Source organism: Burkholderia lata (genome assembly GCF_902499335.1).
Taxonomy (GTDB): Bacteria; Pseudomonadota; Gammaproteobacteria; order Burkholderiales; family Burkholderiaceae; genus Burkholderia; species Burkholderia lata_B.
Genome location: NZ_CABVQK010000001.1, coordinates 542186 through 566970, shown reverse-complemented (window position 1 = coordinate 566970; position 24785 = coordinate 542186). Strand labels below are relative to the sequence as shown.

Genomic DNA, 24785 nt, shown 5'->3' with positions numbered 1-24785 from the left:
GCGGGCCGCCCGGCCCGCCGCTCAGCGCGCTGGTGCGTGCGTGTCGAGCAGGTGCCGGTGGCGCGCTTCGGTCTCGTCGTCGGCGGGGAACATGCACTCCATGCGCAGCTCCTGCGCGGCGGCGCTTTGTGGCGTCCCCACCGTCGTGACCAGCGAGAAGTAACGCAGCACGACGCCTTCGTGCACGAAGCCGATCGGGATGACCGGCAGCGATGGTGCGGCGGCCGGCGCCGGCGGCGTTTTCCAGTCGCGCGGCGCATCGGGGCTGGCGAGCAGATCGTCGAGCAGCCGCCGCGTGTCGTCGTCGATCACGCGGCCGACCGATTCGCGATGCACGCGCTGCAGCAGGCTGCGCGACACCGTATCCCAGTCGGCCACGAACGGCCGCATGCCGTGCGGATCGAACATCAGGCGCAGCAGGTTGCGCGGGCCGTCGCGCGCGGCCATGTCGATGAAGCAGCCGAAAAAGCGTGGTGCCGCGTCGTTGGTCATCAGCACGTTCCAGTGGCGATCCATCACGATCGCCGGAAACGGATCGTGCTGGCGCACGACCCGTTCGAGCGCGCGGATCACACCGTGCATCTCCTGCGCATCCCACGGCGCCTCCGAATACACCGGCGCATACCCGGCCGCGAGCAGCAGCGCGTTGCGCTCGCGCAGCGGCACGTCCAGAGTTTGCGCGAGCGTCAGCAGCGTGTCGCGGCCCGGCACGCTGCGCCCGCTTTCGATGAAGCTGATCTGGCGCTGCGAGATACCCGCGTCGAGCGACAGGTCGAGCTGGCTCACGCCGCGCACGTCGCGCCAGTAGCGCAGCAACTGGCCCAGTTCGTGCGGCGGCGCGTGCTGATCGCGGCGGCTGGCGTTCATCGTGCCTCCCTGGGCGTTCCGTGAGCGACGCGATCGACTATATCGGACTCATGCGGCGTTCGCATGCCACGCGAATGCGTCGAACGGCGCTTCGAGCGCGGGTCGCGTCACGCTGCCGACGTAGTTCGTGATCGTCGATGCGGCGACCACCGCAATCACCTCCAGCAACTGTTCGGCGCTGAAGCCGGCGTCGAGGAACGACTGCCGGTCGGCATCGGGCAGGCGGCCGCGGGTGTCGATCAGCTTGCGTGCCGTGGCCGACAATGCGGCCAGTTTCGCGTCGCCGGGCAGGCTGCCATGGCGGATCGCGTCGACGTCGGCGTGGGTCACACCCTGTTTCAGCGCAAGCGCGGTATGGAACGCGACCGGCCATTCGCTCGCGTTCGTGACCGCATTGGTGAGCAGGAGCGTCTGGATTTGCGGCTCGGTGAGGCTGCTCGTGTGCACACGCTCGAACAGGCCGATGAAGCCGTTGATCAGCACCGGTGACGCGGCCATGGTCGCCGCGATGTTCGGGACGATACCGAAGGTTTGCTGGAGCTGCTGGAGGACGGGCTTCGATTCGGCCGGTGCCGAGTCGATCGTATGAAGCGGATAGGCGGACATGATGTCTCCGGGGATGAGCGCCGCCGGAATGGCGGCGCGACACCCGAAGCGTAGGATCGGCCGTGTCGTGCGCCAATTACATGTCATGTAATCGTTCGATGCGCGCGCGGCCGGCCGTCCCGCGAATCGATCAGCCGCCTTGCCTGACCATCTCCGCCAGCGTCTTCATCGCCTGCAGGTACGGATACGGCCCGTGGCTGATGCGGGCCACGCCGTATTCCGCGAAGTCGGCGAGCGTCGGCGTGGCCGTGACGCGCATCACGTTCACCGGCAGCGGCGACGCGGCCGTCAGCGCGCGAATGAGCGCCGGCGAGCGCAGCCCCGGCACGAACAGGCCATCGGCACCGGCCGCGGCATAAGCACGCGCGCGGGCCAGCGTGGCGTCGAGCAGGCGCTCGTCGTGCGTATCGGCCGGCGCCTTGAAAAACACGTCGGTGCGCGCGTTGATGAAGTAGTCGGCGCCCGCGCGATCCGCGGCCTGCCGTGCTGCCGCGAGACGGGCCGCCGCTGCGTCGACGTCGCGCAAGTCGCCCGTCGCCGGGAAGCTGTCTTCGAGGTTGCAGCCGATCGCGCCGGCCTTGATGCTCAGCGCGATCGTTTCGGCCACATCCTCCGGGCGCTCGCCATACCCGCTTTCGAGGTCGACGGTGACGGGCAGGTCGGTCGCGCGCGTGATCCGCTCGAGTACTTCCATCATCAGCGCGCGCGGCATCTGCTCGCCGTCGACGAAACCGTTGGCTGCTGCAACCGACCAGCTGCCGGTCGCCAGCGCGACGGCGCCCGCGTCGGCCGCCGTGCGCGCGCTGCCGGCGTCCCACACGTTGAACAGCGCCAGCGGCTGGCCCGCGCGGTGAAGCGAACGGAAATACGCGCCCTTCTCGTTGCTGCTCATGCTTGCGTCTCCTTGTGGAAAACCGGATCGGTTGTCGTGCCGAGCGATATTGCCACCGAATCGGGCGCCGCGACGGATTCGTCCGATGACAACTGACAAGGAATGGCAGGAGTCGAGCGATCGGCCGCGCGCAGGTTCAGTCGCGCGCGGCCGGATCGACCGACAGTGCCCGCAACTGGCCGCGCAACTGATCGACTTCTCCCGGCGCGAACGGCTGTTCGATCTCGGCGTGCGTTTGCTGCCACAGTGGAAATGCTTCGGCGAGCAGGTCGTGGCCGGCCGGCGTCAGTTCGAGCAGGCGGCTGCGCCGGTCGTCCGGATCCTGCATGATCGTGACCAGGCCGCGCCGCTCGAGCGGCTTGAGCGCGGCGGTGAGCGTGGTGCGGTCCATCGCGAGCAGCGACGCGACCGACTTCATCGGCGCCGGCTGCGGCCGGTTCAGCGACATCAGCAGCGAAAACTGGCCGTTGGTGAGATCCAGCGGACGCAGCACATCGTCGAAAATCCGCGCAAGATTGCGCGCCGCGCGCTGCATGTGCAGGCACAGGCAGCAATCGCGCACCATCAGCGTCGTTTCGAAAGGGAGCTTTTCTTTTCGTGCCATGTTGCAATTGTGTTGATATCAACCTATCTTGTCAAGGTCGAGGCGCGACAGCCCGTTGCGTCCGTCACCGGAGGAGACAGCATGAGTGCTCAACAACAGTTGTATCTCGCGGTTTTTCTCGGAACCAAGGATAGCCCGGCCATGAAGGCCTGGATGGCGCTGCCGGAAGAGGAGCGGCGCACGCGCGAGCGCGACGGCATCGCCGCATGGCATGCATGGGTCGACCGGCATCGCGACGCGATCGTCGAGATGGGCGGGCCGCTCGGCAAGACCAAGACCATCGATGCGGCCGGCGTCACCGACACGGCGAACGCGATGAGCGGCTTCACTGTCGTGCGGGCAGCCTCGCACGACGCGGCGGCCGCGCTGTTCGAGGGCCATCCGCATTTCACGCTGTTTCCGGGCGTGGCGATCGACGTGATGCCGGTGCTCGCGATTCCCGGCGCATGAACGACGGGCGAGGCCAGGCGTCGTGTATCGGCGATGCGCGGTGGCCGGCACGTGGAGATGTTCCCGACATTCTGGATGGAGACTGGCGATGAAGCTTTACGGATTTGCCGGCACCCGCTCGCAACGCGCGCTGTGGGGGCTGAAGGAGCTGGATGCCGATTTCGAGTTCATCTCGGTGAACCTGCTTCAGGGCGAGCACAAGCGGCCCGAATTCCTGCGCCTCAATCCGGCCGGCAAGGTGCCCGTGCTGGTGGACGGCGACCTCGTGATTCCCGAATCGGCCGCGATCGTGCTGTATCTCGCGGACAAGTACCCGGAGAAGGCGCTGCTGCCGGTCGATCCGGCGCTGCGGGCAGAGGCTTACCGGTGGGTCATGTTCGCGGTGACGGAGCTCGAGCAGCCGCTGTGGCGGATCACGCGGCACTCGTTCATCTATCCGCCGGAGAAGCGCTCGCCAGCGGATATCGAACTGGCGCGCGAGGATTTCAGGACGATGGCCGCGATCCTCGACAAGCATCTCGAAGGGCGCGAGTTCATCGTCGGCGACACGCTGACGGTGGCCGATTGCGTGACGGCCTACCTGATCGACTGGGCCGGCGAGTGCAACCTGATCGAATCGTTCCCGCAGCTGCGCGCGTATCTGGAGCGGTTGTATGCGCGGCCGAAGGCGCCGCAGCGGATCGCGGACGCGCGCAAGGCGGCGTGACGAGCGGCGGTCGGTCATGTGCGCATCGGCGTGACCGGCCATTACGTTCGCACGGTCGGCGAACGGCGGTCAGCCGCGTTTCATGGTGGTGAAGCGTGCGTCGCGAACGCGGCGCACGCAGACGCTCACACGACGTCGTCAGGCCCGCCAAGCATGCGACACAGCATCGACAGGTCGCTGAGCGTGAGGTGCGGCGTCGCGGCCTGCTGCTGAACCCGCTCCGCTTCCGGATGCGTATCGCGAACGACCCACGCCGCCTGAAGCCCCGCGTTCAATGCACCGACGATATCGAGGTGATAATCGTCGCCGACATGCAGCAATTCCGCCGGCTGCACATCGAGCGCTTCCGCCGCCGCATGGAAGATCCCGGCCTCCGGCTTCGCGACCCCGAACGCCTGCGCGCTGAGCGTCGCACGAAAGAATTCGCCGCCGCCGGTCAGCCGGAGGTCCGCGTTGCCGTTGGTCACTGCGATCAACGGAAACCGCGCGCTCAACCACGCGAGCGCCGGCAATGCATCCTCATAGAATTCGACCCGGTTGCGCGCGGCATAGAAGGCTGCGTACGCACGGTCGGTGAGCGCGACATCTTCGTTCGCCCGCTCCAGCGCAAGCCTGATCGAGCCGATTCTCATTGCACGGAAGTCGCCGGCGAGCTCGGGGCACAATCGTTCGTATTCCTCACGCAACTCGCTCAGCGCCTGCTGCGTGGGCAACACGCTCGCGGTGCCGGGCGCATGCTCGATCAGCCACGTGCGAAGCTCCCCTTCGGCCCGTACGACGGACGGCCCGAACGGCCACAGGGTGTCGTCCAGGTCGAACGAGAGAGCGGAAACTTGGGTGAGACGCATAGAGGTTGACGGGGAGTTTCGTTTACCAGGGCCACGGAATGGCGATTCCGGTGCCGTTTTCGAGGGCCTGCCGATACAGGAAGCGTGCGACGGTCAGGTCCTGAAGCGCGAGCCCGGTCATGTCGAAGACGGTGATCTCGTGCGGCGCGCGGTCGACCGTCGCGGTTCCGGCGAGGATGTCACCGATTTCGGTGCGTGGCAAATCCGGCGCCCACTGGCACTCGCCGATGCTGCGCGCCTGATCGTGATCGTCCACGAAAATCCGCGCGCGTTCCAGCACGCCTGCCGGCAACTCGCGCTTGCCGGCGGTATCGGCGCCCACGCAGGTCAGGTGGGTGCCCGGCTGAACGGCATCCGCATCGAACAGCGGGCCGCCGCCGGGCGTTGCCGTGATGACCACGTCGCTATTGGCCACCGCGTCGTTCCGGTCGCGCGCCACGGCGATCGTGCATCGTTCCCGGAACGCCGATTCGAATACGGGATCGGGTTCGCCGCTGACGTTCACGTACCGCACCGTGCACCGTTGCGGCAGCAGCCCGAGCGCGTAGTCGAGCTGGACGCGCGCCTGCACGCCGGTGCCGAACACGCAGATTCGCGTGCTGTCGCGACGTGCGAGCAGATGCAGCCCGAGGCCGCCGGCGGCGCCGGTTCGCGCGGTGGTGATCGCATTGCCGTCCATGATGCACAGCGGTCGGCCGGTGGCCGGGTCGAACAGCGCGACGGTGGCCTGATGCGGTTCGCCGCCGAGCGCCCGGTTGCAGGGCCAGAACCCGGCCGCCTTGAAACCGAGCAGATCCTGATTCGCGACATCGCCCGACTTGATGCCGAACACGCCGCCGGTGTGCAGCTTCTCGCGGACCACCGGGAACACGCGCCCGGCCCTTTGACTGTGCAGCACGAAGGCTTCGCGAACCGCCGCCGTTACTTGCGCGGCCTGGAGGGCGGGTGCGACGGCATCGCGGTCGAGAAGCAGGAGTCGGGCGTCTGTCGGCATGTTCAGGCAAGCGCTTTCGGCGCAAGGTGAATCGGAGTAGTTTAAATTTTGTCCAGATTTGGATAAATAGTCAATCAATCGACGTGGCGGCGTGGGCGCACGGTTTTGCTCACCACCCGTAGAAGCGCGGCCACGTGTGCGCGCCGCCGTCTTCGCCGATCGCTTGATACTCGGGATGTTGCGCACCGGTGGCGCACGCGTGATTCGGCAGGATGCGCAGGCGGGTGCCGATCGGAAACCGCTGCGCGATGGCGGAGTCGGGCGAGCCCGCGCACGACACGATCCCGTGCTCCTGGTTGGCGGCGCTCATCAGGTAGTCGCCGAGCACGTCGCCGTGTTCGGTGCAGACCTGCCCGTAGCCGAAATCGCGCGCCTGACGCTGCGTGCCGCGGTCGCGGCTCATCGCCATCCAGCCTGCGTCGACGATCGCCCAGCCTTTCTCTTCCTGGTGCCCGATGACGGTGGTCAGCACCGACAGCGCGATGTCGGACAGGTCGCACACGCCGATGTTGTGCATCACGAGGTCGAACATCACGTACACGCCGGCGCGCACTTCGGTGACGCCGTCGAGGTGTTCCGCCGCGAGCGCGGTGGGCGTCGAACCGATGCTCACGACCGGGCAGGGCAGCCCGGCGGCCCGGAGGCGCTCCGCCGCCCGCACGGTGCGGCTGCGTTCCTGCTCGGCGATCGCCGCCAGCGCTTCGGGCGTGTCGTATTCGTAGCTGGAACCCGCGTGCGCCAGCACGCCGCCGAGCACCATCCCGCCGTCGACCAGTGCGCGGCCCACGTCGATCAGCAGGTCGGCGTCGGGTGGAATGCCCGAGCGATGGCCGTCGACGTCGACCTCGATCCACACTTCGAAGCGCTCGCCATGTGCGCGCCCGAATTCGGCGATTGCTTGAGCGGCCGGCAGGCTGTCGGCGACCAGCTTCAGGTCGCAACCTTGCCGGCGCAGCGCAAGTGCCTGGCCCAGCTTCGCGGGCACCATGCCGACCGCGTAGACGATGTCGCGGATACCGTGAGCGAAGAATTGCTCGGCTTCCTTGAGCGTCGATACCGTGATGCCCTGCGCGCCTGCCGCGATCTGGGCGTCGACGACGTACGTGCACTTGGTGGTCTTGACGTGCGGCCGGAACCTGACGCCGAGCGCGTCCAGATGCGCCTGCATGCGGCCGATGTTGTGACGCATGCGGCCGACGTCGATCAGGGCGGCCGGGGTGTTGAGGGTTTGAAGGTCCACGATGCGTTGCCTCGGAGTGTTGCCGGTGCGAACACTGTAGAGGCGCCGACGGGTTGCGTGTTTAACGCGTGGCTAATCCGGCATTAAACGCTGTTTAATCGACTGGATCGAGCGGACACGCGGCGCGGCTCATGCCTTGCCGCGCCACGGCGGCGGGCTCAGAAACCGCGTCGCGGCTTCGAGGAACACCCGTTGCCGCGCGGAACGGCCGGTGCGCGACGGCAGCAGCGCCGTCACCGGCGCGGGCGGCAGATTCCAGTCGGGCAGCAAACGGACGAGCTTGCCGCTTGCCAGCAGCGGTGCGACGTCCCACTCCGAGCGTTCGACGATCCCGAGCCCGGCCAGCGCCCAATCGGTGATGACGGTACCGTCGTTGGACGACAGCGCGCCCGTGACGCGGATCACGGTAGACCGTCGCGGCTCGCCTTTGGCATCGCTGCGTGGCGAGAAGCGCCATCGCGGGATGTCCTCGTCGTTCTCGCGCAGGCACAGGCAGTCGTAGCGGGCCAGGTCGGACGGATGGTTCAGTTCCTTGATGCGGCGTGCGTAGGCCGGGCTCGCGCACAGAAAGCGATCGTTGGGCGCGAGCGGATACCCGATCCACGACGACGACTTGAGGCTGCCGACATGGACGACCACGTCGGCGCCGGACGCGCTGGTCAACGGGCTCTCCGACAGGTGGAGCGATATTTCCAGCTTCGGATGCGCGCGTTGCACGTCGCGCACGATCCGCGCGACGTACTTTCGCCCGAAGCCGAGTGGGGCGACGACGCGCAGCGTGCCTTGTACGTCGCCGTGGTCGCCCGCGATGCTGACCGGCAGCGCCTCCACGCGCTCGAGGATGTCGACGGCTTCCTGGTACAGCCGTTGCCCTTCGTCGGTGAGCGCAATCCCTTTCGGCTGCCGCACGGCGAGCCGTGCGTTCAAGCGCGCTTCCATCCGCTGCAGGCGGATCGTGACCGCGGGCGGCGTGAGATCGAGCAGCCGCGCGGCGGAGGCCAGCGAGCGCGATGTGCCGATTGCGCGTACGAGTCGAAGGTCGTCGAGGTCGAGCATTTCATGTCTCTTAATGCTGGATGTGCCGAGCATTAAACCTCACATCGTGACGCGAATCCATCGATGCGGCTGTGGATCGCGTGGGCCGCGCATCGAATCGGATCGCATCGCATCGTCGTTTCGAATGACACGGCCCGCGACGCCACGCACCGTTACCGGTCGAGCCCGAAAATCAGCGACCGGTGCGCGGCAACCCCGGCCATCACGCCCGACGCCGATGCGAACGTTGCGTTGCTCATCGGTGTCGACGCGTCGCCGGCCGCGAATACGCCGGCGACGCTCGTCTGCTTCAATGCATCGACGCGCACGACCGGGCCGAGCGGCCCGTCGTCGAATGCACAGCCGAGCTGCTGCGCGAGATCGCTCGCCATTGCCGTGCGCGCGCCGACGAACAGCGCATCGACCGGCACGACCTGCCCGTCGGCGAGCCGCAATGCGTCGATACGCGGTGCATCGCCGAGGATTTCCACGACCGGCGACCGCTCGATGCGCACGCCACGCGCATCGAGCAACGCGGTTTCTTCTTCATTCGCTTCGACCACGCCCTGCGTGAACCACGTCGTCGGGCCCCAGTCCGGAATCAGGATCGCCTGATGCACGGACAGCGGATGCGTGGCGAGCACGCCGAGCCGCTGGCCGCTCACCTCGTACCCATGGCAATACGGACAATGCAGCACGCTGACGCCCCAGCGCTCGGCGAGCCCCGGCAGCGCGGGCAGTTCGTCGCGGATGCCGGTCGCGAGGATCAATCGGTCGGCGCTCGCCCGGCCGCCGTCGGCCAGCGTCACGTGGAAGCGGCCGTCCGCATCGCGCTCGGCCGTGCGCACGTCGCCTGCGAGCCGCTGCACGGTCGGATACGCGGCGAGTTGCGCGGCGGCTTCGTCGACGATCCGCGCGGGCGGCTTGCCGTCCTGCCCGAAAAAGCCGTGCGCGTGTTCGGCAAAGCGGTTGCGCGGCCGGCCGGCGTCGATCACGAGCACGCGGCGGCGCGTCCGCGCCAGCTGCATCGCGGCCGACAGCCCCGCGAAGCTCCCGCCGATCACGATCACTTCATGATGGTCATGCATGCACCCGCTCCTTTCCTGAACCTGCGTGAATGACGAACGTGCTCCGCTGATGGCCAACTCACGAAACACGAGAAGTTGCATGATAGGGCGATGGTATCATTCATGCAACTTCAAAAGTTTCGAGAAAGGGGAGCGCCGCTAGTGAGAACCGACAGCCGCTTGTCGCGCATGCTGCATGCGCTGATCCACATGGACCAGGCCGACGGCCCGATGACGTCCGAAACGATCGCGACGATGCTGTGCACGAACCCGGTCGTCGTGCGGCGCCTGCTCGGTGGCTTGCGCGACTGCGGCTACGTGCAGTCGGAGAAGGGGCATGGCGGCGGCTGGGTGCTGAGCGTCGCGCTCGACGACATCACGCTGCTCGACGTCTATCGCGCGGTGGGCGAGCCGCCGCTGTTCTCCGATCTCGTCACCGACGACGAGGCCGAATGCCTGGTCGAGCAGGCCGTCAACGCACATCTGTCGGCCACGCTGAAGGAGGCCGAAACGACGCTGCTCGCCCGCTTCGGCGAAGTCACGCTCGGCATGCTGTCGCGCGATTTCGAAGCGAAGCACGCGAAGCGGCGCAAGCCGCGCTGACGCGCCGCAGCATCGCGGCCGATCGTGCCCGACGCGCGATCCGGCACGGCCGAAAACGCTGCGCCGCGATGTTCTGTCCCCCAACTTCTGCCCGGTTTGCCCGCCACAGGGCAAAATACGGGTTTTCCGCACCCGCGAGGGCGCGACCGAATCACGCGCCGGGCGGCGCCAGTGCGCAATCCGCACGCTGCCGCCGGGCGCCCAGGCAAGATCGCTCGCCATGTCGCGAGCCCACAGGAGTCCAGACCCCATGCCCGAATCCAACCTGTCCTTCTTCGGCCGGCTGTCGCTGGCCGTCGGCACGTTCTTCTCCGTGCTCGGCAACCGCGAATTCGCGGCCGGCGTGCTGCGCGTGCGCGATGGCGCCCCGGCGCCGGTCGCGCCGGCACCCGCCGCTGCCCCGGCTCCGGCCCCGGCACCTGCCGCCGCGCCCGTGAAGGCGCCGGCGCCCGAGCTGCGCGAGGCGAGCCCGCAGGCCGCCCTGCAACTGCTCGGCCTGCTGCAGCGCGATGCGCGCTTCATCGACTTCGTCGAGGAAGACATCGCCGGCTACGCGGACGCCGACATCGGCGCGGCCGCGCGCCTCGTGCACGACGGCTGCCGTGCCGCGCTGCGCGAACATTTCACGATCGTACCGGTGCGCGACGAAGCCGAAGGCAGCCGCGTGACGCTGCCGGCCGGCTTCGACGCGACGGCCGTGCGCGTGACGGGCAACGTGGTCGGCTCGGCGCCGTTCACGGGGACGGTCAGCCATCGCGGCTGGCGCGTGGCCGACGTGCGCCTGCCGAAGCTGACGGGCAGCCACGACGCCTCGGTCGTCGCACCGGCGGAGGTGGAACTGTGAGCGATCCGCGCTATTCGATCGGTATCGATCTCGGTACGACCCACTGCGCGCTGTCGTATGTCGACAGCGCCGCGAGCGACGGCGAAACCATCACGCAGCAGGTGCTGCCGATCGCGCAGCTCACCGCGCCCGGCGCGCTGGAGTCGCGCGACCTGCTGCCGTCGTTCCTCTACCTGCCGCATGAAAGCGAACTCACGCAGGGCGACCTGACGCTGCCGTGGACGGCCTCGCGCGCCTTCGCGGTCGGCGAGATGGCGCGCACGCGCGGCGCCGGCACGCCGATCCGCCTCGTGTCGAGCGCGAAGAGCTGGCTGTGCCACCCCGGCGTCGATCGCCGTGCGGCGATCCTGCCGAGCGATGCGCCGCCGGAAGTGTCGCGCGTGTCGCCGCTGGAAAGCTCGATCCGCTACCTGACGCACCTGCGCGAAGCGTGGGACCACACGCATCCCGACGCGCCGTTCGCGGATCAGGACGTGACGGTCACGATCCCCGCGTCGTTCGACCCGGCCGCGCGCGAACTGACGGCCGAGGCCGCACGCGCGGCCGGCTATTCGCGGATGACGCTGCTCGAGGAGCCGCAGGCCGCGCTGTACAGCTGGATCCAGAAGAGCCAGGGCGGCTGGCGCAAGCAGGTGCAGGTCGGCGACCTGATCCTGTGCGTCGACGTCGGCGGCGGTACGACCGACCTGTCGCTGATCGCGGTGGTCGAGCGAGAAGGCAATCTCGAACTGCATCGCGTGGCGGTCGGCGAGCACATCCTGCTCGGCGGCGACAACATGGACCTCGCGCTTGCGCATATCGTGGCGCGCAAGCTCGCGCAGCAGGGCACGCAGGCCGATCCGTGGCAACTGCGCGCGCTCACGTACGCGTGCCGTTCCGCGAAGGAAACGCTGCTGTCCGACCCGACGACCGATGCGGTGCCGCTCGTCGTGCCGAGCCGCGGCTCGAAGCTGATCGGCGGGTCGATCCGCACGGAGCTGACGCGCGCGGAACTCACGCAGACGATCCTCGAAGGCTTCTTCCCGCAAGTCGACGCAGCCGCGCGCCCGGTGAGCCGCGCACGTGTCGGCCTGACGCAGCTCGGCCTGCCGTATGCGCAGGATGCGGGCATCACGCGCCATCTCGCGGCGTTCCTCGGCCGCCAGGTCGCGGCGCTCGACGCGCTCGAAGGCGTGCAGCGCACGCTGCCGCAGGGCGCGACGTTCCTGCATCCGACGGCCGTGCTGTTCAACGGCGGCGTGTTCAAGTCGACGCTGCTCACGCAGCGCGTGCTCGATACGCTCAACAGCTGGCTCGCCGCCGAAGGCGCGCCGCCCGCGCGCCTGCTCGAAGGCGCGGATCTCGATCTCGCGGTCGCGCGTGGCGCGGCGTACTACGGCTACGTGAAGCGCGGCCGTGGCGTGCGCATTCGCGGCGGCACGGCGCGCGCGTACTACGTCGCGATCGAATCGGCGATGCCCGCGGTGCCGGGGCTCGAACCGCCGGTGCAGGCGCTGTGCGTCGCGCCGTTCGGGATGGAGGAAGGCTCGGACGCGGCGCTGCCGCCGCAGGAGTTCGGCCTCGTGGTCGGCGAACCGGTGCAGTTCCGCTTCTTCGGTTCGTCGGTGCGTCGCCAGGATCAGGTCGGCACGCTGCTCGACTACTGGTCGCCGGAAGAGCTGCAGGAACTGGAGGAAATCCAGGCGACGCTGCCCGCCGAAGGGCGCACGGTCGGCGAGGTCGTACCCGTGAAGCTGCATGCGCGCGTGACCGAAGCCGGCACGCTCGAACTCGAGGCGATCCCGAGCGGCACGAACGAGCGCTGGAAGGTCGAGTTCGACGTGCGCGGCGCCGCCTGAGCGCGATGAAGCGCTATACGGTCGGGATCGACCTCGGCACGAGCAATACGGTCGTCGCATACGTCGAGGCCGGTTCCGACGCGATCCGCGTGTTCGACGTCGAGCAGCTGGTCGGCCCCGGCGCGGTGGCCGCGCAGCCGCTGTTGCCGTCGGTGCGCTATCACCCGGCGGCGGGCGAGCTGCCGCCGGACACGCTGCGGCTGCCTTGGGCGGCCCATGCGAAAGCGAACGCGGCCGGTGCGACGCCGGCCGTGATCGGCCGCTACGCGCGCACGCTCGGCGCGCAGGTGCCGGGCCGGCTCGTCACGAGCGCGAAGAGCTGGCTGTCGCACGCGTCGGTCGACCGGCTCGCGGCGATCCTGCCGTGGGGCGCGGCCGACGGCGTCGACAAGGTGTCGCCGGTCGATGCGAGCGCGAGCTATCTCGCGCACGTGCGCGACGCGTGGGACGCCCGCTTTCCCGATGCGCCGCTCGCGAAGCAGGACGTGATCCTGACGGTGCCCGCGTCGTTCGACGACGGCGCGCGCGCACTGACGGTCGAGGCCGCGCGGCGCGCGAAGCTGCCCGCGCTGCGGCTGCTGGAAGAGCCGCAGGCCGCGTTCTACGACTGGCTGTACGGCCAGCGCGCTACGCTGCGCGACACGTTTGCCGCCGCGCGGCGCGTGCTGATCTGCGACGTCGGCGGCGGCACGACCGATCTCACGCTCGTCGATGTCGCGCCAGGCGACGACGGCGAGCCGGCTTTCACGCGGGTCGGGGTCGGCAACCACCTGATGCTCGGCGGCGACAACATGGACCTCGCGCTCGCGCGCCTGGTCGAGTCGCGGCTGACCGAGCCCGGCACGCGGCTGTCCGCCGCGAGCCTGTCGCAGCTCGTCGAGCGTTGCCGTGCCGCGAAGGAGCGGCTGCTCGGCGACGATGCGCCCGAATCCGTCAACGTCACGCTGCTCGGTGCGGGCAGCAAGCTCGTCGGCGGCGCGCGTTCGGCCGAGCTGACGCGGCAGGAAGTCGAGCAGATCGTCGTCGAAGGTTTCTTTCCGCAGGTCGAATCCGGCGAACTGCCGCGCCGCGCACGCGCCGCGATCGTCGAATTCGGGTTGCCGTATGCGAGCGACGCGGCCGTCACGCGGCACGTCGCCGCGTTTTTGAAGCGTCATTCCGAAGGCCCGCTGCCCGACACGCTGCTGCTCAACGGCGGCGTGTTCCGCGCGGGCGCGCTCGCCGGCCGTCTCGCACAGACGCTCGGCGCGTGGCGCGGTGCACCGCTCGACGTGCTGCACAACGCGCATCCGGACGTGGCGGTCGCGCGTGGCGCGGTGGCCTACGGGCTCGCGCGCGCCGGGCATGCGCCGCGTATCGGCGGCGGCTCCGCGCGCAGCTATTTCCTCGTGCTCGACGATGGCGCGGCCGATTCCGCCGCGCGCGGCGTCTGCCTGTTGCCGCGCGGTGCGGAAGAGGGCCACGAGATCCGGCTCGACGATCGCACGTTCGCGCTGCAACTCGGGCAGCCGGTGCGTTTCCACCTTGTATCGACAGTGGCCGAAACCGCGTACCGGCCCGGCGATCTCGTCGATCTCGACGGCGGCGATTTCGTGCGGCTGCCGCCGATCGCGACCGTCGTCGACGCGAAAGCGGGTGGCGATGCGCGCGAAACGCCGGTGAAGCTCACCGCGTCGCTGACCGAGGTCGGCACGCTTGAAATGCACTGCATCGCGACCGACGATGCGTCGCGCCGCTGGCGGCTCGAATTCCAGTTGCGCGGCGATGCGCCCGCGCAGGGCGACGACGCTGCATTCGCGCGGCATCCGCGTCTCGACCAGGCGATCGAACTGATCGAGCGCTCGTTCGGCAGCAAGGCCGCCGACGTCACACCGAAAGACACGCGTCGGCTGCGCGCGCAGCTCGAACAGGTGCTCGGCGCGCGTGAAGAGTGGGACGTCGCGCTTGCGCGCGAACTGTTCGATGCGCTGCTCGCGCGCGCACGGCGGCGCCGGCGCTCGGCCGATCACGAACGTGCGTGGCTGAACCTCGCCGGTTACTGCCTGCGTCCGGGCTTCGGCCATCCGCTCGACGCGTGGCGCATCGAGCAGCTGTGGCCGCTGTTCGACGACGGGATTCAATACGTGACCGACGGACAGGTGTGGTCCGAGTGGTGGACGTTGTGGCGACGCGTGGCCGGCGGCCTCGACGACGACGCGCAGACGCAGGTGCGCGACGCGATCGCGTTCCTCGAACCGTCCGACGACAAGCGGCGCAAGCTGCCGTTCGATCCGGGCAAGGTCGGGCCGGCCGACATGACGCGGCTGTCCGCGTCGCTCGAACGGCTACCGGTCGAGCGCAAGGTCGAGCTGGCCGAGCGCCTGATCGCGCAATTGCAGAAGCCGGCCGAGCGTGCACTGTGTGCTTGGGCGCTCGGGCGCATCGGTGCGCGCCGACCGTTCTACGGCAGCGCGCACAGTGTCGTGCCGGCGGACGTGGCCAACGGCTGGCTCGATGCGCTGTTTGCGCTCGACTGGAAACAGGTCGAACCGGCGGCGTTCGCGGCTGCGCAGATTGCGCGGATGACCGGAGACCGTTCGCGTGACCTGCCGGACGACACACGCGAGGCCGTGATCAAGCGCCTGTCGGCCGCGAATGCGTCGACGGCGTGGGTCGACATGGTGCGCGAGGCGCTGGCGTTCGACGAAGCCGATACGGTGCGGGTATTCGGCGAAACGCTGCCGGCCGGGTTGAAGCTGCTGGCCGGGTGAAGAAAGTCACGGATGCTTCGGCCTCGTTCGCAGGACGAAGCATCCGGTTGCGCCAGTCAGTGCGCGACTTGGCCGTCGCTTCCTTCAGGCATGCGACACCGATTCAATTCCCGATGCATCGCGCGCGGTCAAACGCCGCGCGAGATGAATCCCCGCCAGCATGCAGCGCACCGAGCCGCCGGCCAGTTCGATCGTCGGCACGTCGAGCGGTAGCAGCCGTGCGGAACGCTCGATCGTCGCGCGCTGCACCGGCGTGAGACAGTCGTACGCGCGCCGTGACAGCGCGAGCACACGTCCCTCCTTTCCCGACAATTCCAGCGTATTGCCCGCGAAATTCGCGATCTGCGCTGCATCGAGCGCGATCACCGTGCGCCCCGTTTCGGCCAGCCGTTGCGCGATCTCGTCACGACGGCGGCGGTCGGCGATGAAGTCGAGGCCGACCATCGCGAACTCGGTCGCGACGCTCATCATCACGTTCGTGTGATAGATCGGCCGCCCGTCGGCATCGGCCGTATCGAAGCAGATCGGCTCGAAATTGAAGTTGGTGCAGAAGCGTTCGAGCGCGACCGGATCGGCGCGGCGCGAACGCGCGGTGTACGCGATTCGCGCGACGTGGTCGAGCACCATCGCGCCGGTACCTTCGAGGAACACGTCGTCGTATTCGAGCCCCGAGTAGTCGATCACGTCCTGCACGCGATACTCGGCTTTCAGCATCTCGATCACGTCCGCGCGCCGTTCACGGCGGCGGTTCGGGCTATACATCGGATACAGCGCGACGTGGCCGCCCGGATGCGTCGAGAACCAGTTGTTCGGGAACACCGAGTCGGGCGTGTCGCGCTCGCCGTGGTCGTCGAACACGTGCACGCGCACGCCTGCGTCGGTGAGCGTCTGTGCGGCGGCCGTGACTTCGTCGCGCGCGGCGGCCGACACCGACGACGTGTCGTTCGCCCCGCCGCCGGATGTGCGCTGGAACGCGTTGTCGGCCGCGGTCTGCGGGTTCGGCAGGAAGTGGTGCGGCCGGATCATCACGACGGCGGCCGGCGCCTGGATCGATACGAGATTCATGGAAGGCAGGAGCGAAAGGCAAGGGGCCGGGCGGCGCACGGGCCGCCCGGGGATGACGGTCAGCGCGCGAACGCGGCGACGGCTTCGGTCACGTACGCCGCGTGACCCTGTGCGATCGCGGCCGGGTCGTCGATCAGCGCGAACAGGTTCTTCGGGTCGACGGCCGGCGGAATCAGCGCGATCTCGACACCCGCGTTGTGCTGCTGCGCAAGCGCATACAGGTAGCGCAACGCCGAGTAATCCTCGAGCGCGAAGCCGACCGAGTCGAACACCGTGACTTCGTCCGCGCGTTCGCGGCCGGTCGTCTCGCCTTGCAGCACGCGCCACAGCTCGGTGACGGGGAAGTCGGCCGGCATCTGCTGGATCTCGCCCTCGATGCGCGACTGCGGCTCGAATTCGACGAACACGCGGCCCGCACGCAGCACGCCGGCCTCGAGTTCGGTCTTGCCCGGGCAATCGCCGCCCACGGCGTTCAGGTGCATGCCGGGCTCGATCATGTCGGCCGTGACGATCGTCGCGTACGCCTTGTCGGCGGTGACGGTCGTCACGATGTCGGCGCCGCGCACGGCGTCGGCGGTCGACGCGGCGCGCACGACGCGCAGTGCCGGGTACGCGGCGAGGTTCTGCTCGAGCTTGTCGGTCGCGCGCGGATCGACGTCGAACACGCGGATTTCGTCGATGCCGAGCAGCGTGTGGAACGCGATCGCCTGGAATTCGCTCTGCGCGCCGTTGCCGATCAGCGCCATCGTGCGTGAATCGGGGCGTGCGAGGGCTTGTGCGGCGAGCACCGACGTGGCGGCCGTGCGCAGCGCGGTGGTCAGCGTGAGTTCGGCGAGCAGCAGCGGGTAGCCGGTATCGACTTCGGCGAGCGCGCCGAACGCCATCACCGTGTGCATTCCGCGCGCGGCGTTGACGGGGTGGCCGTTCACGTACTTGAACGCGAACAGCGATGCGTTCGCGACGGGCATCAGTTCGATCACGCCGTCGCGCGAGTGGCACGCGACGCGCGGCGACTTGTCGAAATCGGCCCACTGCAAGTAATCGGCGCGCAGCGTGTCGACGAGCTCGCGGAGGAACGTCGTGACGCCGGTCCTGGCGATCAGTCGGGCGGTGGCGGGAACGTCGAGGAAGCGGGTCATAAGTTTGTCTCCTGTCGACCCGAGTTAGCGCTTTAGCGCTTACTCGGGTCCCATGCCTTGTGCGGTCGACCCGAGTTAGCGCTTTAGCGCTTACTCGGGTCCCATGCTTTGCAATTACTCAGTGCCGGTACGGGTGTCCCTGGCGTCCTGGTCGACCGGGCGGTGCTTCGGCGCGCGTTCGGGCTTCCTGGAAAGCGCCCGCGCGGCTTGTCCGGCCGGTCGATAGAGTCATTATTTCCGCGAGTCGAGCCAACAAAAAGACAGCAAAAGTGGCAGATTTATCGATAGACTTGGCAAATTGCCACCCCAATCCGGCAGTTTGATCAAATCGCACTGGCCGGAATGCTCAGCCTCCGGCACGCTGGCGGCCGGTTCACGTTCAACAGGAAGGCCCGTCCATGATCACGCTCGACGACGTCGACCGGCAGCTCATCGCACTGCTGCGCGACAACGCGCGACTGCCCGTCGTCGCGCTGGCGAAGGAATTGCGCGTCGCGCGCGCGACCGTGCAGAACCGGCTGACGCGGCTGGAGAAGAACGGCGTGATCGTCGGCTATACGGTGCGGCTCAAGCCGGCGGCGGAACGGCACCGGATCCGCGCGCTGATGTCGATCGCGGTGCAGGGCAATCGCGGCGCGGAAGTGGTGAAGGTGCTGCGCGGGCATCCGAACGTCGCGTCGATCCACAGCACCAACGGGCGCTGGGATCTCGTCGCCGAGCTGCATGCCGATTCGCTCGAGCACTTCGATCGCGTGCTCGGCGCGATCCGGCTGATCGACGGGATCGCGAATACCGAAACGAGCATTTTGCTGTCGACGCACAAGGCGTGATGCGGGCGGGACCGCGTCAGGCTGCCGACGCGTCTGGACCGCGGATGGATTGGCCACGTCGCGGCTGCGAAGCAAAGAGGCCAGCGCGAAGTCTGCCGCGTTGCGCCGTTACCCGCCTTCCATCCTGGTCACCCAGTGCGTGACCTGCATCAGGCCGATTTCGCCCAGGGCAAGCCAAACGTTTGCGAGGCGGCAGAGATGATTTCGTTCGCCTGAAAATCAATATGAGCCGGGAATGGATGGGTGGACCGCGCGTCCCTTGCGTCGGTATCACCATTCGACCGGGCGCTCGGGAATTACACCAATCAACATCAGAAAGTTGAAACTTGGGCGTTCGCCCATTGAGAGGGCATGCTAGTCTGAAATGGAAATATAAAAAGTCCTCAATAAATTACAGACCAATAACATGAAACAGGCGATACAGGACGCAGGGGCACGGGGAGCGCGCACGCAAAGTACGTTGGCAGTACACGCTACGGGTGTGAGAGAGGCATCGGAGCAGATCAGTCTGATCGAGCTTGGTGCTCGCGTGTCTTCCGTGACGGTGCTGGGCGTGTTCGCCTGTTTGATCTATTTTCAGTGGCGATTGAATCCAGGCCGGATCACGCTGATCCTGCTGTTGGCCTCTGCAGTACTGACCGTTGGATTCTCGGCCTTCGCGAAATTGCCGAGGCGGCGCGACTGGCATCCGGTCGCGGTGTGCCTTTCGATTGGCGGTTCATTCTATTGCCTCGCCTATCAGCTGACCGCCAGTACCCAACTGATTCCGGAGTGGGCCGGGGGCGGCGGGCAGATTGTCGGGATTGCATTGCAATTGTTCGCGAAGCTGTCGCTGGGGCGCTCATTCGGTCTGCTGCCGGCAAACCGCGGGGTAGTCTCGATCGGCGCGTACCGCTTCGTGCGTCACCCGATCTATGCCGGTTACCTGTTGTCCGAAATCGGCTTCCTGCTCACCAACTTCAGTACCCGAAACCTGGTCACGATCGGCGTCTGGATGCTGTTGCAAATCGGGAGAATCAGATTCGAGGAACGCGTGTTGTCGGAAGACGCGGATTATCGGGCGTACAAGACGCAGGTTCGATATCGACTGATTCCCGGCGTGTTCTGACGGGATTACCGGAAGCTCGCCATCCCTGAACGTTGGTGACGCACATGAGCGTGAGTCCGGCGCAGCTTTGTGCGCCGGAATTCGTCAGATCAATCGCGTGGAATGGTCAGACGGATCAGACGTGGGCTACCTGCTCCGGAAACACCGGTTCGCCGAGCGTCAGCATCAACCGGTTCGCCCACGCGAAGATCGCGATCGCGTGCGACAGGTCGAGAATCTCCTCATTCGTCAGCCCTTCGGCTTCCAGCGCGGCGATGTCGCGCGCGTCGACCGTATCGGGCCGCTCCGTCAGCGCGATCGCATAGCGGACGATCGCGCGTTCGCGCGCCGTCGTGCCGGCCGTCGCCGGATCGTCGAACACCTGCTCGATCGCGTCGGTGCGTTTCGCGAGCTGCGCGAAGCGCTGCGCATGCACGGACGCGCAATACACGCAGCCGTTCACGCGCGACACGGCGGTGCTCGCCAGTTCGCGCTCCGCGCGCGACAGCCCGCCGGGGCCGTACATGATCGCGTTGAACACGCCCGAGCGTTGCCGCAGGATCTCGGGAAGATGGACGAGCAGCAGGTAGTAGTCGGACGTCTTCGCTTGCGGATGGCTCGCTTCGAGCACCGCAAGCTGATCGGGCGTCGCGGCATCGAGCGAAACGGTATCGAGCCAGGCACGCCAGCCGAGCGTGTCGGACGTGAAGCCGTGGGTGGTCGTCGTCATGCGGCCTCCGTGGCGGCACGCGCCTGAAGTGCTTGCGCGGCAGCCGCGACACGCAACTGATACGCGACGAACGCAACGAGTTGCGACAGCGCGACGATCGCGGGCGTCGTGAGTCCGGCCGACTTCAGCGCGTCGAGATCGGACGGGCGTGCATCGACAGGGGAGCGCGCCAGCAGGCGCGCATGCGCCAGGATCGCGCCGATGCGGCGGGGCAATGCGTCGAATGCATCGGCGTCTGCCCGTGCGATATCGTCGAGCGTGCCGCCTGCGTCGACCAGTCGTTTTCGATACGTGTCGGCCAATGCGAGTGCGTTCGATTTTTGTGCGACATACCGTGCCGCGTGCAATCGTTCGGTTAGCGAAAGATCGGGCAGCGCGGGATCGAACAACGCGGCTTCGCTTAGTCGCGTATGCAGCAGCACCTTGTCGCGCGCGCGGCGCAGCGCGGCGACCGCATCGCCGTCGCGCAGGCCGGCTACTGCGTCGATCGTGTCCGGCGCATCGGCCGGCGTGATGGATTCAGTCATCGTTTCGGGTTCCCTTCGTCGTCAATGTGATCGATGAACGTGCGCTCACGCGTCTGCGTCGCGCCATTCGTCGCCTTGCAGTTCGGCGTTCGCGTATGCGACGAGCGCGTCGTAGTGGCGGTCGCGGTCAGCGTCGAACAGCCGGCTCGCAATGCCGCGCGCGAGCCGCCTGGCGCCCGCGCTGATGGCCGGGATATCGCCGGACAGCTTGCCGTGGCTCAGGCTCGCCGCATGGTTGAAGCAATGGATCCGCGTGATGGCCGCGCACGTGCCGGGCTCGCGCTCCTGGAATGCGAATGCGGGGCCGAGATCGGGCGACTCGGCGAGTTCGTCGAGCCACGTGCCCGGTTCCGGTCGATAGCGATCCTTCCAGCGCCGCACCTGCGCGCCGAACGACGCGAATTCCGCGCGCGTCGTCCAGTCCGAATGGAAGCCGGTCGCGAAGATCAGGAAATCGACGGGGTAGCGCCCGCGCGGCGTCGTGACGTCGAGGCCGTCCGCGTGTTCGGCGAGCGTCTCGATCGGGCTGTTCGCGTGGAAATGCGCATGCGCGTGGCGCGACACACGCAGCACGCTGTCGCGCGGCGGCGGCGTTTGCGACGTCAGCGCGTAGTGCATGAAGCGCCACTTCGTCGCGTCGTCGAGATCGGCGTAGCCGTGCACGAGGCCCGGGCTGCCGATGCCCGTCAGCTTGTTGATGCGCGGAATGTCCGCGCGGCGGAAGAACAGGTCGACGCGCGCGGCGCCGGCTTCGAGCGCGGTGCCCGCATTGTCGAACGCGGACGCGCCCGCGCCGACCACGCCGACGCGCTTGCCCGCGAGCGCCGCGAAATCGATCGGCTCGGACGAATGGGCCCAGCGCGTGCGCGGCGTGCGTTGCGCGACGGGCGGTACGTACGGGCCGCCGAGCCCGTCGCGGCCGGTGGCGAGGACCACGTGGCGCGCGAGCAGCGTCTGCGCTTCGCCGTTGCCGCGCACATCGAGCGCGAGCAGGCCGTCGTCGCGCGGACGCAGCGCGACGAGCGTGGTGTCGTTGCGTACCTGCAGGTCGAGCGCGCGGCGGTACCAGCGCAGGTAGTCCATCCATTGCGTGCGCGGAATCTTGTAGAGCGCGTCCCATGCGTCGCGGCCGTATTGCGCCTCGAACCATGCGCGGAACGTCAGCGCGGGCAGCCCGAGCGCGGGGCCCGCGAGCTGCTTCGGCGAGCGCAGCGTGTCCATCCGCGCGAACGTGACCCACGGCCCTTCGTAGCCGGCCGGCGCGCGGTCGATCACGCACTGGTTGTCGATGCCGAGCAGGCGCAGTTCGGCGGAAGCCGCGAGCCCGGCCATGCCGCCGCCGACGATCGCGACGTCGAGCACGCGTGTGCCGTCGGCCTCGCGCGGCGGCACCCACGACGGCGCGGGCAGGTCGAGCCAGCGCAGGTCTTGCGCGAGCCGTGCTTCGAGTGCGTGGAGCGAGGTCGTCATGCGGCCTCCTTGCGCGAACGGCGGGTGCGGGTCGGGCGAGGCGCGGGCGGCGTGCGGCCGCCGCGCTCGCTGCGCAGCCGGTCGCCACGCAGCAGCGCGTCGTGCGCGGCCGCTTCATGAAAGATCACGTCGTCGAGCAGGGCGCGCGTCGTACGGTGCAGCGCATCGAGCAGCGCATCGACGGCGGCCGTGCGCGTCTTGCCGGCCGGCGTCGCGACGCCGAATGCGAACGGGATGTCGACGTCGAGCGGGCGCGCGACGACACCGTCCACCGGCAGCGCGACACCCGTCGCCGGATCGACGATGCCGATCCCGATGCCCGCGCGTGCGGCCATCACCGCATTCAGCGATGCATTGGTTTCGATGAACACGCGGGCGTCGACCCGTGCGGCCGCGAATGCCGCATCGATCCGCTGGCGCAGCCGGTGCCGGTTCGCGACCGTCACGATGCGGCGGCGTGCGAGATCGCGCAGCGCGATGCGCGGCTGCGCCGCGAGCGGGTCGCCGGCGGGTAGCACGGCGACGCACGGCGTCTGCGCGATCCAGTGCACGTCGAGCCCCGCGTGTGCCATCGGCAGCGTGACGACGCCGACATCGGCCGTCCCGGCCAGCACCTCGTGCACGACATGCTCGGCCGATTCGCTGCGCAACTGGTAGTGCGGCGCCTGCGCGCCGTCGGGCAGCGCGGCGAGCGCGGTCGGCACGAGCGTGGCCGCGAGCGAAGGGGTTGCCGCGATGCGCACGGGTTCGGCGGTTTCATCGCCGAGCGCCCGTGCACGTGCCTCGATCGCACGCAGGCCGACCAGCGAGCGTTCGACTTCCTCGTAGAGCAGGAACGCGCGCCGCGTCGGCGTGACGCGCGGGCCATGCCGGTCGAACAGCGCGTAGCCGAGATCGGCTTCGAGCTCCTGGATCTGCCGCGTGACGGCCGGCTGCGAGCGGCCGAGCAGTTCGCCCGCGCCGGTCACGCTGCCGGCCGACATGACCGCGGAAAAGGCTTCGAGTTGATGCAGCTCCATGACACCTTCCGATGATGCGATTTGCGCATTGTAGGAGTGCGAGCATGCGCGATTCATATAATGATTTTTGCTATCGACAGCGCGAAAACTGCGAAGCGCCCGATCGTCGCGATGGCCGGTTGCGCGTGCGTGCGCATTGGTCGAGACGGGTGACGTGAACGAAACGCCAATCGAATCAAGGCGCTGCGATGCATGCTGATGCATCGTGCGATACAGGGTGTGCATGCGATCGCTTGCGAGCCTCTCCGCTTCGCGCGGCGCACGATATCGATATGCGCAAAACTTCGTTGGATCGTCCTGAACCGGATGGTTACATGCCCTCACTCTTTTCGACTGACTGAAGCTGGGGGACGCATGAACGTTTCGGGGAACGACGCACGCGGCGCATGGCGGCGCGTGCTGGGCACGGTGGCGGCGCTCGCTGCCGCATGGGGCTTGTCGACGGGCGGCGCGCTCGCGGCGGGCGTGTCGGGCGAGCCGGTGGTGATCGGCGTGAGCGGTCCGCTCACGGGCCAGGACGCGCAGTACGGCGAACAATGGAAGCGCGGCTTCGATCTCGCGCTCGACGAGATCAACGGCAGCGGCGGCATTCATGGCCGTCCGCTCGCGGTCGACTTCCAGGACAGCCGCAGCGACCCGCGCCAGGCCGTCGCGATCGCGCAGAAGTTCGTCGCCGATCCGCGCATCGCGATCGAGCTGGGTGACTTCTCCAGCGCGACGTCGATGGCCGCATCGCCGATCTACCAGCGCGGGCAGCTGATCCAGTTCGGCTTCACGAACTCGCATCCCGACTTCACGAAGGGCGGCGACTATCTGTGGAGCACCGCGCTGAGCCAGGCCGAGGAGCAGCCGCTGCTCGCGCGTTATGCGGTGAAGGAGCTCGGCTTCAAGCGGATCGCGGTGCTGTACCTGAACACCGACTGGGGCCGCACCAGCAAGGATATTTTCGCGAAGGCGGTGGCCGGGCTCGGCGCGCAGGTCGTCGCGGCCGAAGGCTATCAGCCGACCGAGAAGGATTTCCGTTCGACGCTCGTGCGGATCGGCGCATCGAAGCCCGATTCGATCGTGCTGATCTCGTACTACGCGGACGGCGCGCAGATCGTGCGGCAGGCGCGCACGTCGGGCGTCACGCTGCCGATCGCGGCGGTCGGCTCCGTGTATTCGCCGAAATTCCTCGAACTGGGCGGCACGGCCGTCGACGGCGTCTATACGGAATCGAACTTCTTCCCGGCCGAGCCGCGCCCGGAAGTGCAGGCGTTCGTGCAGCGCTATCGCGCGAAATTCCACGCCGATCCCGATTCGTTCGTTGCGCGCGCCTACGACGCGCTGATCCTGTCGGCCGAAGTGCTGCGCCGCTACGGCACGACGCGCCAGGCCGCACACGACGGCTTCGCGAAAATCAGCGACGTGCCGAGCGTGATCTTCGGCAAGGTGCGCTTCGATCCGCAGACGCGCCGCGTCGCGGGCGCACGTACCGTGTATCTGGTCGTGAAGCAGGGGCAGTGGGCGCTGTGGGATGGCGCGAAACCGCAGCTCGCCGCGCGTTGAGCCCGGCCCTGAACAGCATGCACGTA

Annotated in this window: 24 protein-coding genes; 9 read left to right on the top strand and 15 right to left on the bottom strand. The window is 68.1% G+C overall.

Going from position 1 to position 24785, the window contains the following annotated elements; translation table 11 throughout:
- Positions 1–21: 21 nt before the first annotated feature.
- The 4 genes from BCO18175_RS02645 to BCO18175_RS02630 form a co-directional block, all read right to left on the bottom strand.
- Positions 22–867 (bottom strand): helix-turn-helix domain-containing protein, encoded by an 846-nt coding sequence (locus BCO18175_RS02645; RefSeq protein WP_174979217.1) that lies wholly within the window; start codon positions 865–867, stop codon positions 22–24.
- A 48-nt stretch (positions 868–915) separates the two neighbouring features.
- Entirely contained in the window at positions 916–1473 is a 558-nt protein-coding gene (locus BCO18175_RS02640; RefSeq protein ID WP_174979216.1) for a carboxymuconolactone decarboxylase family protein, read from the bottom strand.
- Positions 1474–1603: 130 nt separating this feature from the next.
- The gene (locus BCO18175_RS02635; protein ID WP_174979215.1) at positions 1604–2365 is read right to left on the bottom strand and encodes an isocitrate lyase/PEP mutase family protein; all 762 of its coding nucleotides are present in this window, start codon (positions 2363–2365) and stop codon (positions 1604–1606) included.
- Positions 2366–2501: 136 nt separating this feature from the next.
- A complete protein-coding gene (locus BCO18175_RS02630; protein ID WP_174979214.1) occupies positions 2502–2969 on the bottom strand; it encodes a MarR family winged helix-turn-helix transcriptional regulator in 468 nt (155 codons plus the stop codon).
- Positions 2970–3050: 81 nt separating this feature from the next.
- On the opposite strand from BCO18175_RS02630, the gene BCO18175_RS02625 reads away from it, so the two are divergent.
- Positions 3051–3419 (top strand): hypothetical protein, encoded by a 369-nt coding sequence (locus BCO18175_RS02625; RefSeq protein WP_174915666.1) that lies wholly within the window; start codon positions 3051–3053, stop codon positions 3417–3419.
- Positions 3420–3507: 88 nt separating this feature from the next.
- Positions 3508–4125, top strand: a complete 618-nt coding sequence (locus BCO18175_RS02620; protein WP_174938297.1) for a glutathione S-transferase family protein — start codon at positions 3508–3510, stop codon at positions 4123–4125.
- 125 nt (positions 4126–4250) lie between these two features.
- On the opposite strand, the gene BCO18175_RS02615 is transcribed toward BCO18175_RS02620, so the two are convergent.
- The 5 genes from BCO18175_RS02615 to BCO18175_RS02595 all read right to left on the bottom strand — a co-directional run bounded on the left by BCO18175_RS02615 (position 4251) and on the right by BCO18175_RS02595 (position 9330).
- On the bottom strand, positions 4251–4973 hold the full coding sequence (locus tag BCO18175_RS02615) for an HAD family hydrolase (protein WP_174979213.1): 723 nt from the start codon (positions 4971–4973) through the stop codon (positions 4251–4253).
- A 22-nt stretch (positions 4974–4995) separates the two neighbouring features.
- On the bottom strand, positions 4996–5967 hold the full coding sequence (locus BCO18175_RS02610) for an ornithine cyclodeaminase family protein (RefSeq protein WP_174979599.1): 972 nt from the start codon (positions 5965–5967) through the stop codon (positions 4996–4998).
- A 109-nt stretch (positions 5968–6076) separates the two neighbouring features.
- A complete protein-coding gene (locus tag BCO18175_RS02605) occupies positions 6077–7207 on the bottom strand; it encodes a DSD1 family PLP-dependent enzyme (protein ID WP_174979212.1) in 1131 nt (376 codons plus the stop codon).
- A gap of 129 nt (positions 7208–7336) precedes the next feature.
- On the bottom strand, positions 7337–8263 hold the full coding sequence (locus BCO18175_RS02600; RefSeq protein ID WP_438820479.1) for a LysR family transcriptional regulator: 927 nt from the start codon (positions 8261–8263) through the stop codon (positions 7337–7339).
- A gap of 152 nt (positions 8264–8415) precedes the next feature.
- Entirely contained in the window at positions 8416–9330 is a 915-nt protein-coding gene (locus BCO18175_RS02595; protein ID WP_174979210.1) for an NAD(P)/FAD-dependent oxidoreductase, read from the bottom strand.
- A 141-nt stretch (positions 9331–9471) separates the two neighbouring features.
- On the opposite strand from BCO18175_RS02595, the gene BCO18175_RS02590 reads away from it, so the two are divergent.
- The 4 genes from BCO18175_RS02590 to BCO18175_RS02575 all read left to right on the top strand — a co-directional run bounded on the left by BCO18175_RS02590 (position 9472) and on the right by BCO18175_RS02575 (position 15344).
- Entirely contained in the window at positions 9472–9912 is a 441-nt protein-coding gene (locus BCO18175_RS02590; RefSeq protein ID WP_174979209.1) for an RrF2 family transcriptional regulator, read from the top strand.
- Positions 9913–10162: 250 nt separating this feature from the next.
- Entirely contained in the window at positions 10163–10756 is a 594-nt protein-coding gene (locus BCO18175_RS02585) for a DUF2760 domain-containing protein (RefSeq protein WP_085040935.1), read from the top strand.
- Positions 10753–12594: an Hsp70 family protein gene (locus BCO18175_RS02580; RefSeq protein ID WP_174968120.1), complete on the top strand. Its 1842-nt coding sequence runs from the start codon at positions 10753–10755 to the stop codon at positions 12592–12594. The genes BCO18175_RS02585 and BCO18175_RS02580 overlap by 4 nt, the downstream gene beginning before the upstream one ends.
- Before the next feature lie 5 nt (positions 12595–12599).
- Entirely contained in the window at positions 12600–15344 is a 2745-nt protein-coding gene (locus tag BCO18175_RS02575) for an Hsp70 family protein (RefSeq protein ID WP_174979208.1), read from the top strand.
- A gap of 84 nt (positions 15345–15428) precedes the next feature.
- Here the strand turns inward: BCO18175_RS02575 and ctlX are convergent, their stop codons facing one another.
- Both ctlX and BCO18175_RS02565 read right to left on the bottom strand, forming a co-directional pair.
- A complete protein-coding gene (gene ctlX / locus BCO18175_RS02570) occupies positions 15429–16409 on the bottom strand; it encodes a citrulline utilization hydrolase CtlX (RefSeq protein WP_174979207.1) in 981 nt (326 codons plus the stop codon).
- 59 nt (positions 16410–16468) lie between these two features.
- On the bottom strand, positions 16469–17548 hold the full coding sequence (locus BCO18175_RS02565; RefSeq protein WP_174979206.1) for an ornithine cyclodeaminase: 1080 nt from the start codon (positions 17546–17548) through the stop codon (positions 16469–16471).
- Positions 17549–17946: 398 nt separating this feature from the next.
- Between BCO18175_RS02565 and BCO18175_RS02560 the strand changes: the two genes are divergently transcribed.
- Together BCO18175_RS02560 and BCO18175_RS02555 are read left to right on the top strand one after the other, a co-directional pair.
- Complete coding sequence (locus tag BCO18175_RS02560; protein WP_006479718.1) at positions 17947–18378, top strand: Lrp/AsnC family transcriptional regulator; 432 nt, start codon at positions 17947–17949, stop codon at positions 18376–18378.
- Positions 18379–18784: 406 nt separating this feature from the next.
- Positions 18785–19486 (top strand): methyltransferase family protein, encoded by a 702-nt coding sequence (locus BCO18175_RS02555; protein ID WP_174979205.1) that lies wholly within the window; start codon positions 18785–18787, stop codon positions 19484–19486.
- Positions 19487–19601: 115 nt separating this feature from the next.
- On the opposite strand, the gene BCO18175_RS02550 is transcribed toward BCO18175_RS02555, so the two are convergent.
- The 4 genes from BCO18175_RS02550 to BCO18175_RS02535 are packed head-to-tail and all read right to left on the bottom strand — an operon-like array spanning position 19602 to position 23211.
- The gene (locus tag BCO18175_RS02550; RefSeq protein ID WP_174979204.1) at positions 19602–20195 is read right to left on the bottom strand and encodes a peroxidase-related enzyme; all 594 of its coding nucleotides are present in this window, start codon (positions 20193–20195) and stop codon (positions 19602–19604) included.
- On the bottom strand, positions 20192–20722 hold the full coding sequence (locus BCO18175_RS02545; protein ID WP_174979203.1) for a CMD domain-containing protein: 531 nt from the start codon (positions 20720–20722) through the stop codon (positions 20192–20194). Before BCO18175_RS02545 ends, BCO18175_RS02550 begins: the two co-directional genes overlap by 4 nt.
- A 45-nt stretch (positions 20723–20767) precedes the next feature.
- Positions 20768–22192 (bottom strand): NAD(P)-binding domain-containing protein, encoded by a 1425-nt coding sequence (locus BCO18175_RS02540; RefSeq protein WP_174979202.1) that lies wholly within the window; start codon positions 22190–22192, stop codon positions 20768–20770.
- Positions 22189–23211 (bottom strand): LysR family transcriptional regulator, encoded by a 1023-nt coding sequence (locus BCO18175_RS02535; RefSeq protein ID WP_174979201.1) that lies wholly within the window; start codon positions 23209–23211, stop codon positions 22189–22191. The genes BCO18175_RS02540 and BCO18175_RS02535 overlap by 4 nt, the downstream gene beginning before the upstream one ends.
- Before the next feature lie 354 nt (positions 23212–23565).
- On the opposite strand from BCO18175_RS02535, the gene BCO18175_RS02530 reads away from it, so the two are divergent.
- The gene (locus BCO18175_RS02530) at positions 23566–24759 is read left to right on the top strand and encodes an ABC transporter substrate-binding protein (RefSeq protein ID WP_174979200.1); all 1194 of its coding nucleotides are present in this window, start codon (positions 23566–23568) and stop codon (positions 24757–24759) included.
- The last annotated feature ends 26 nt before the right edge of the window (positions 24760–24785 follow it).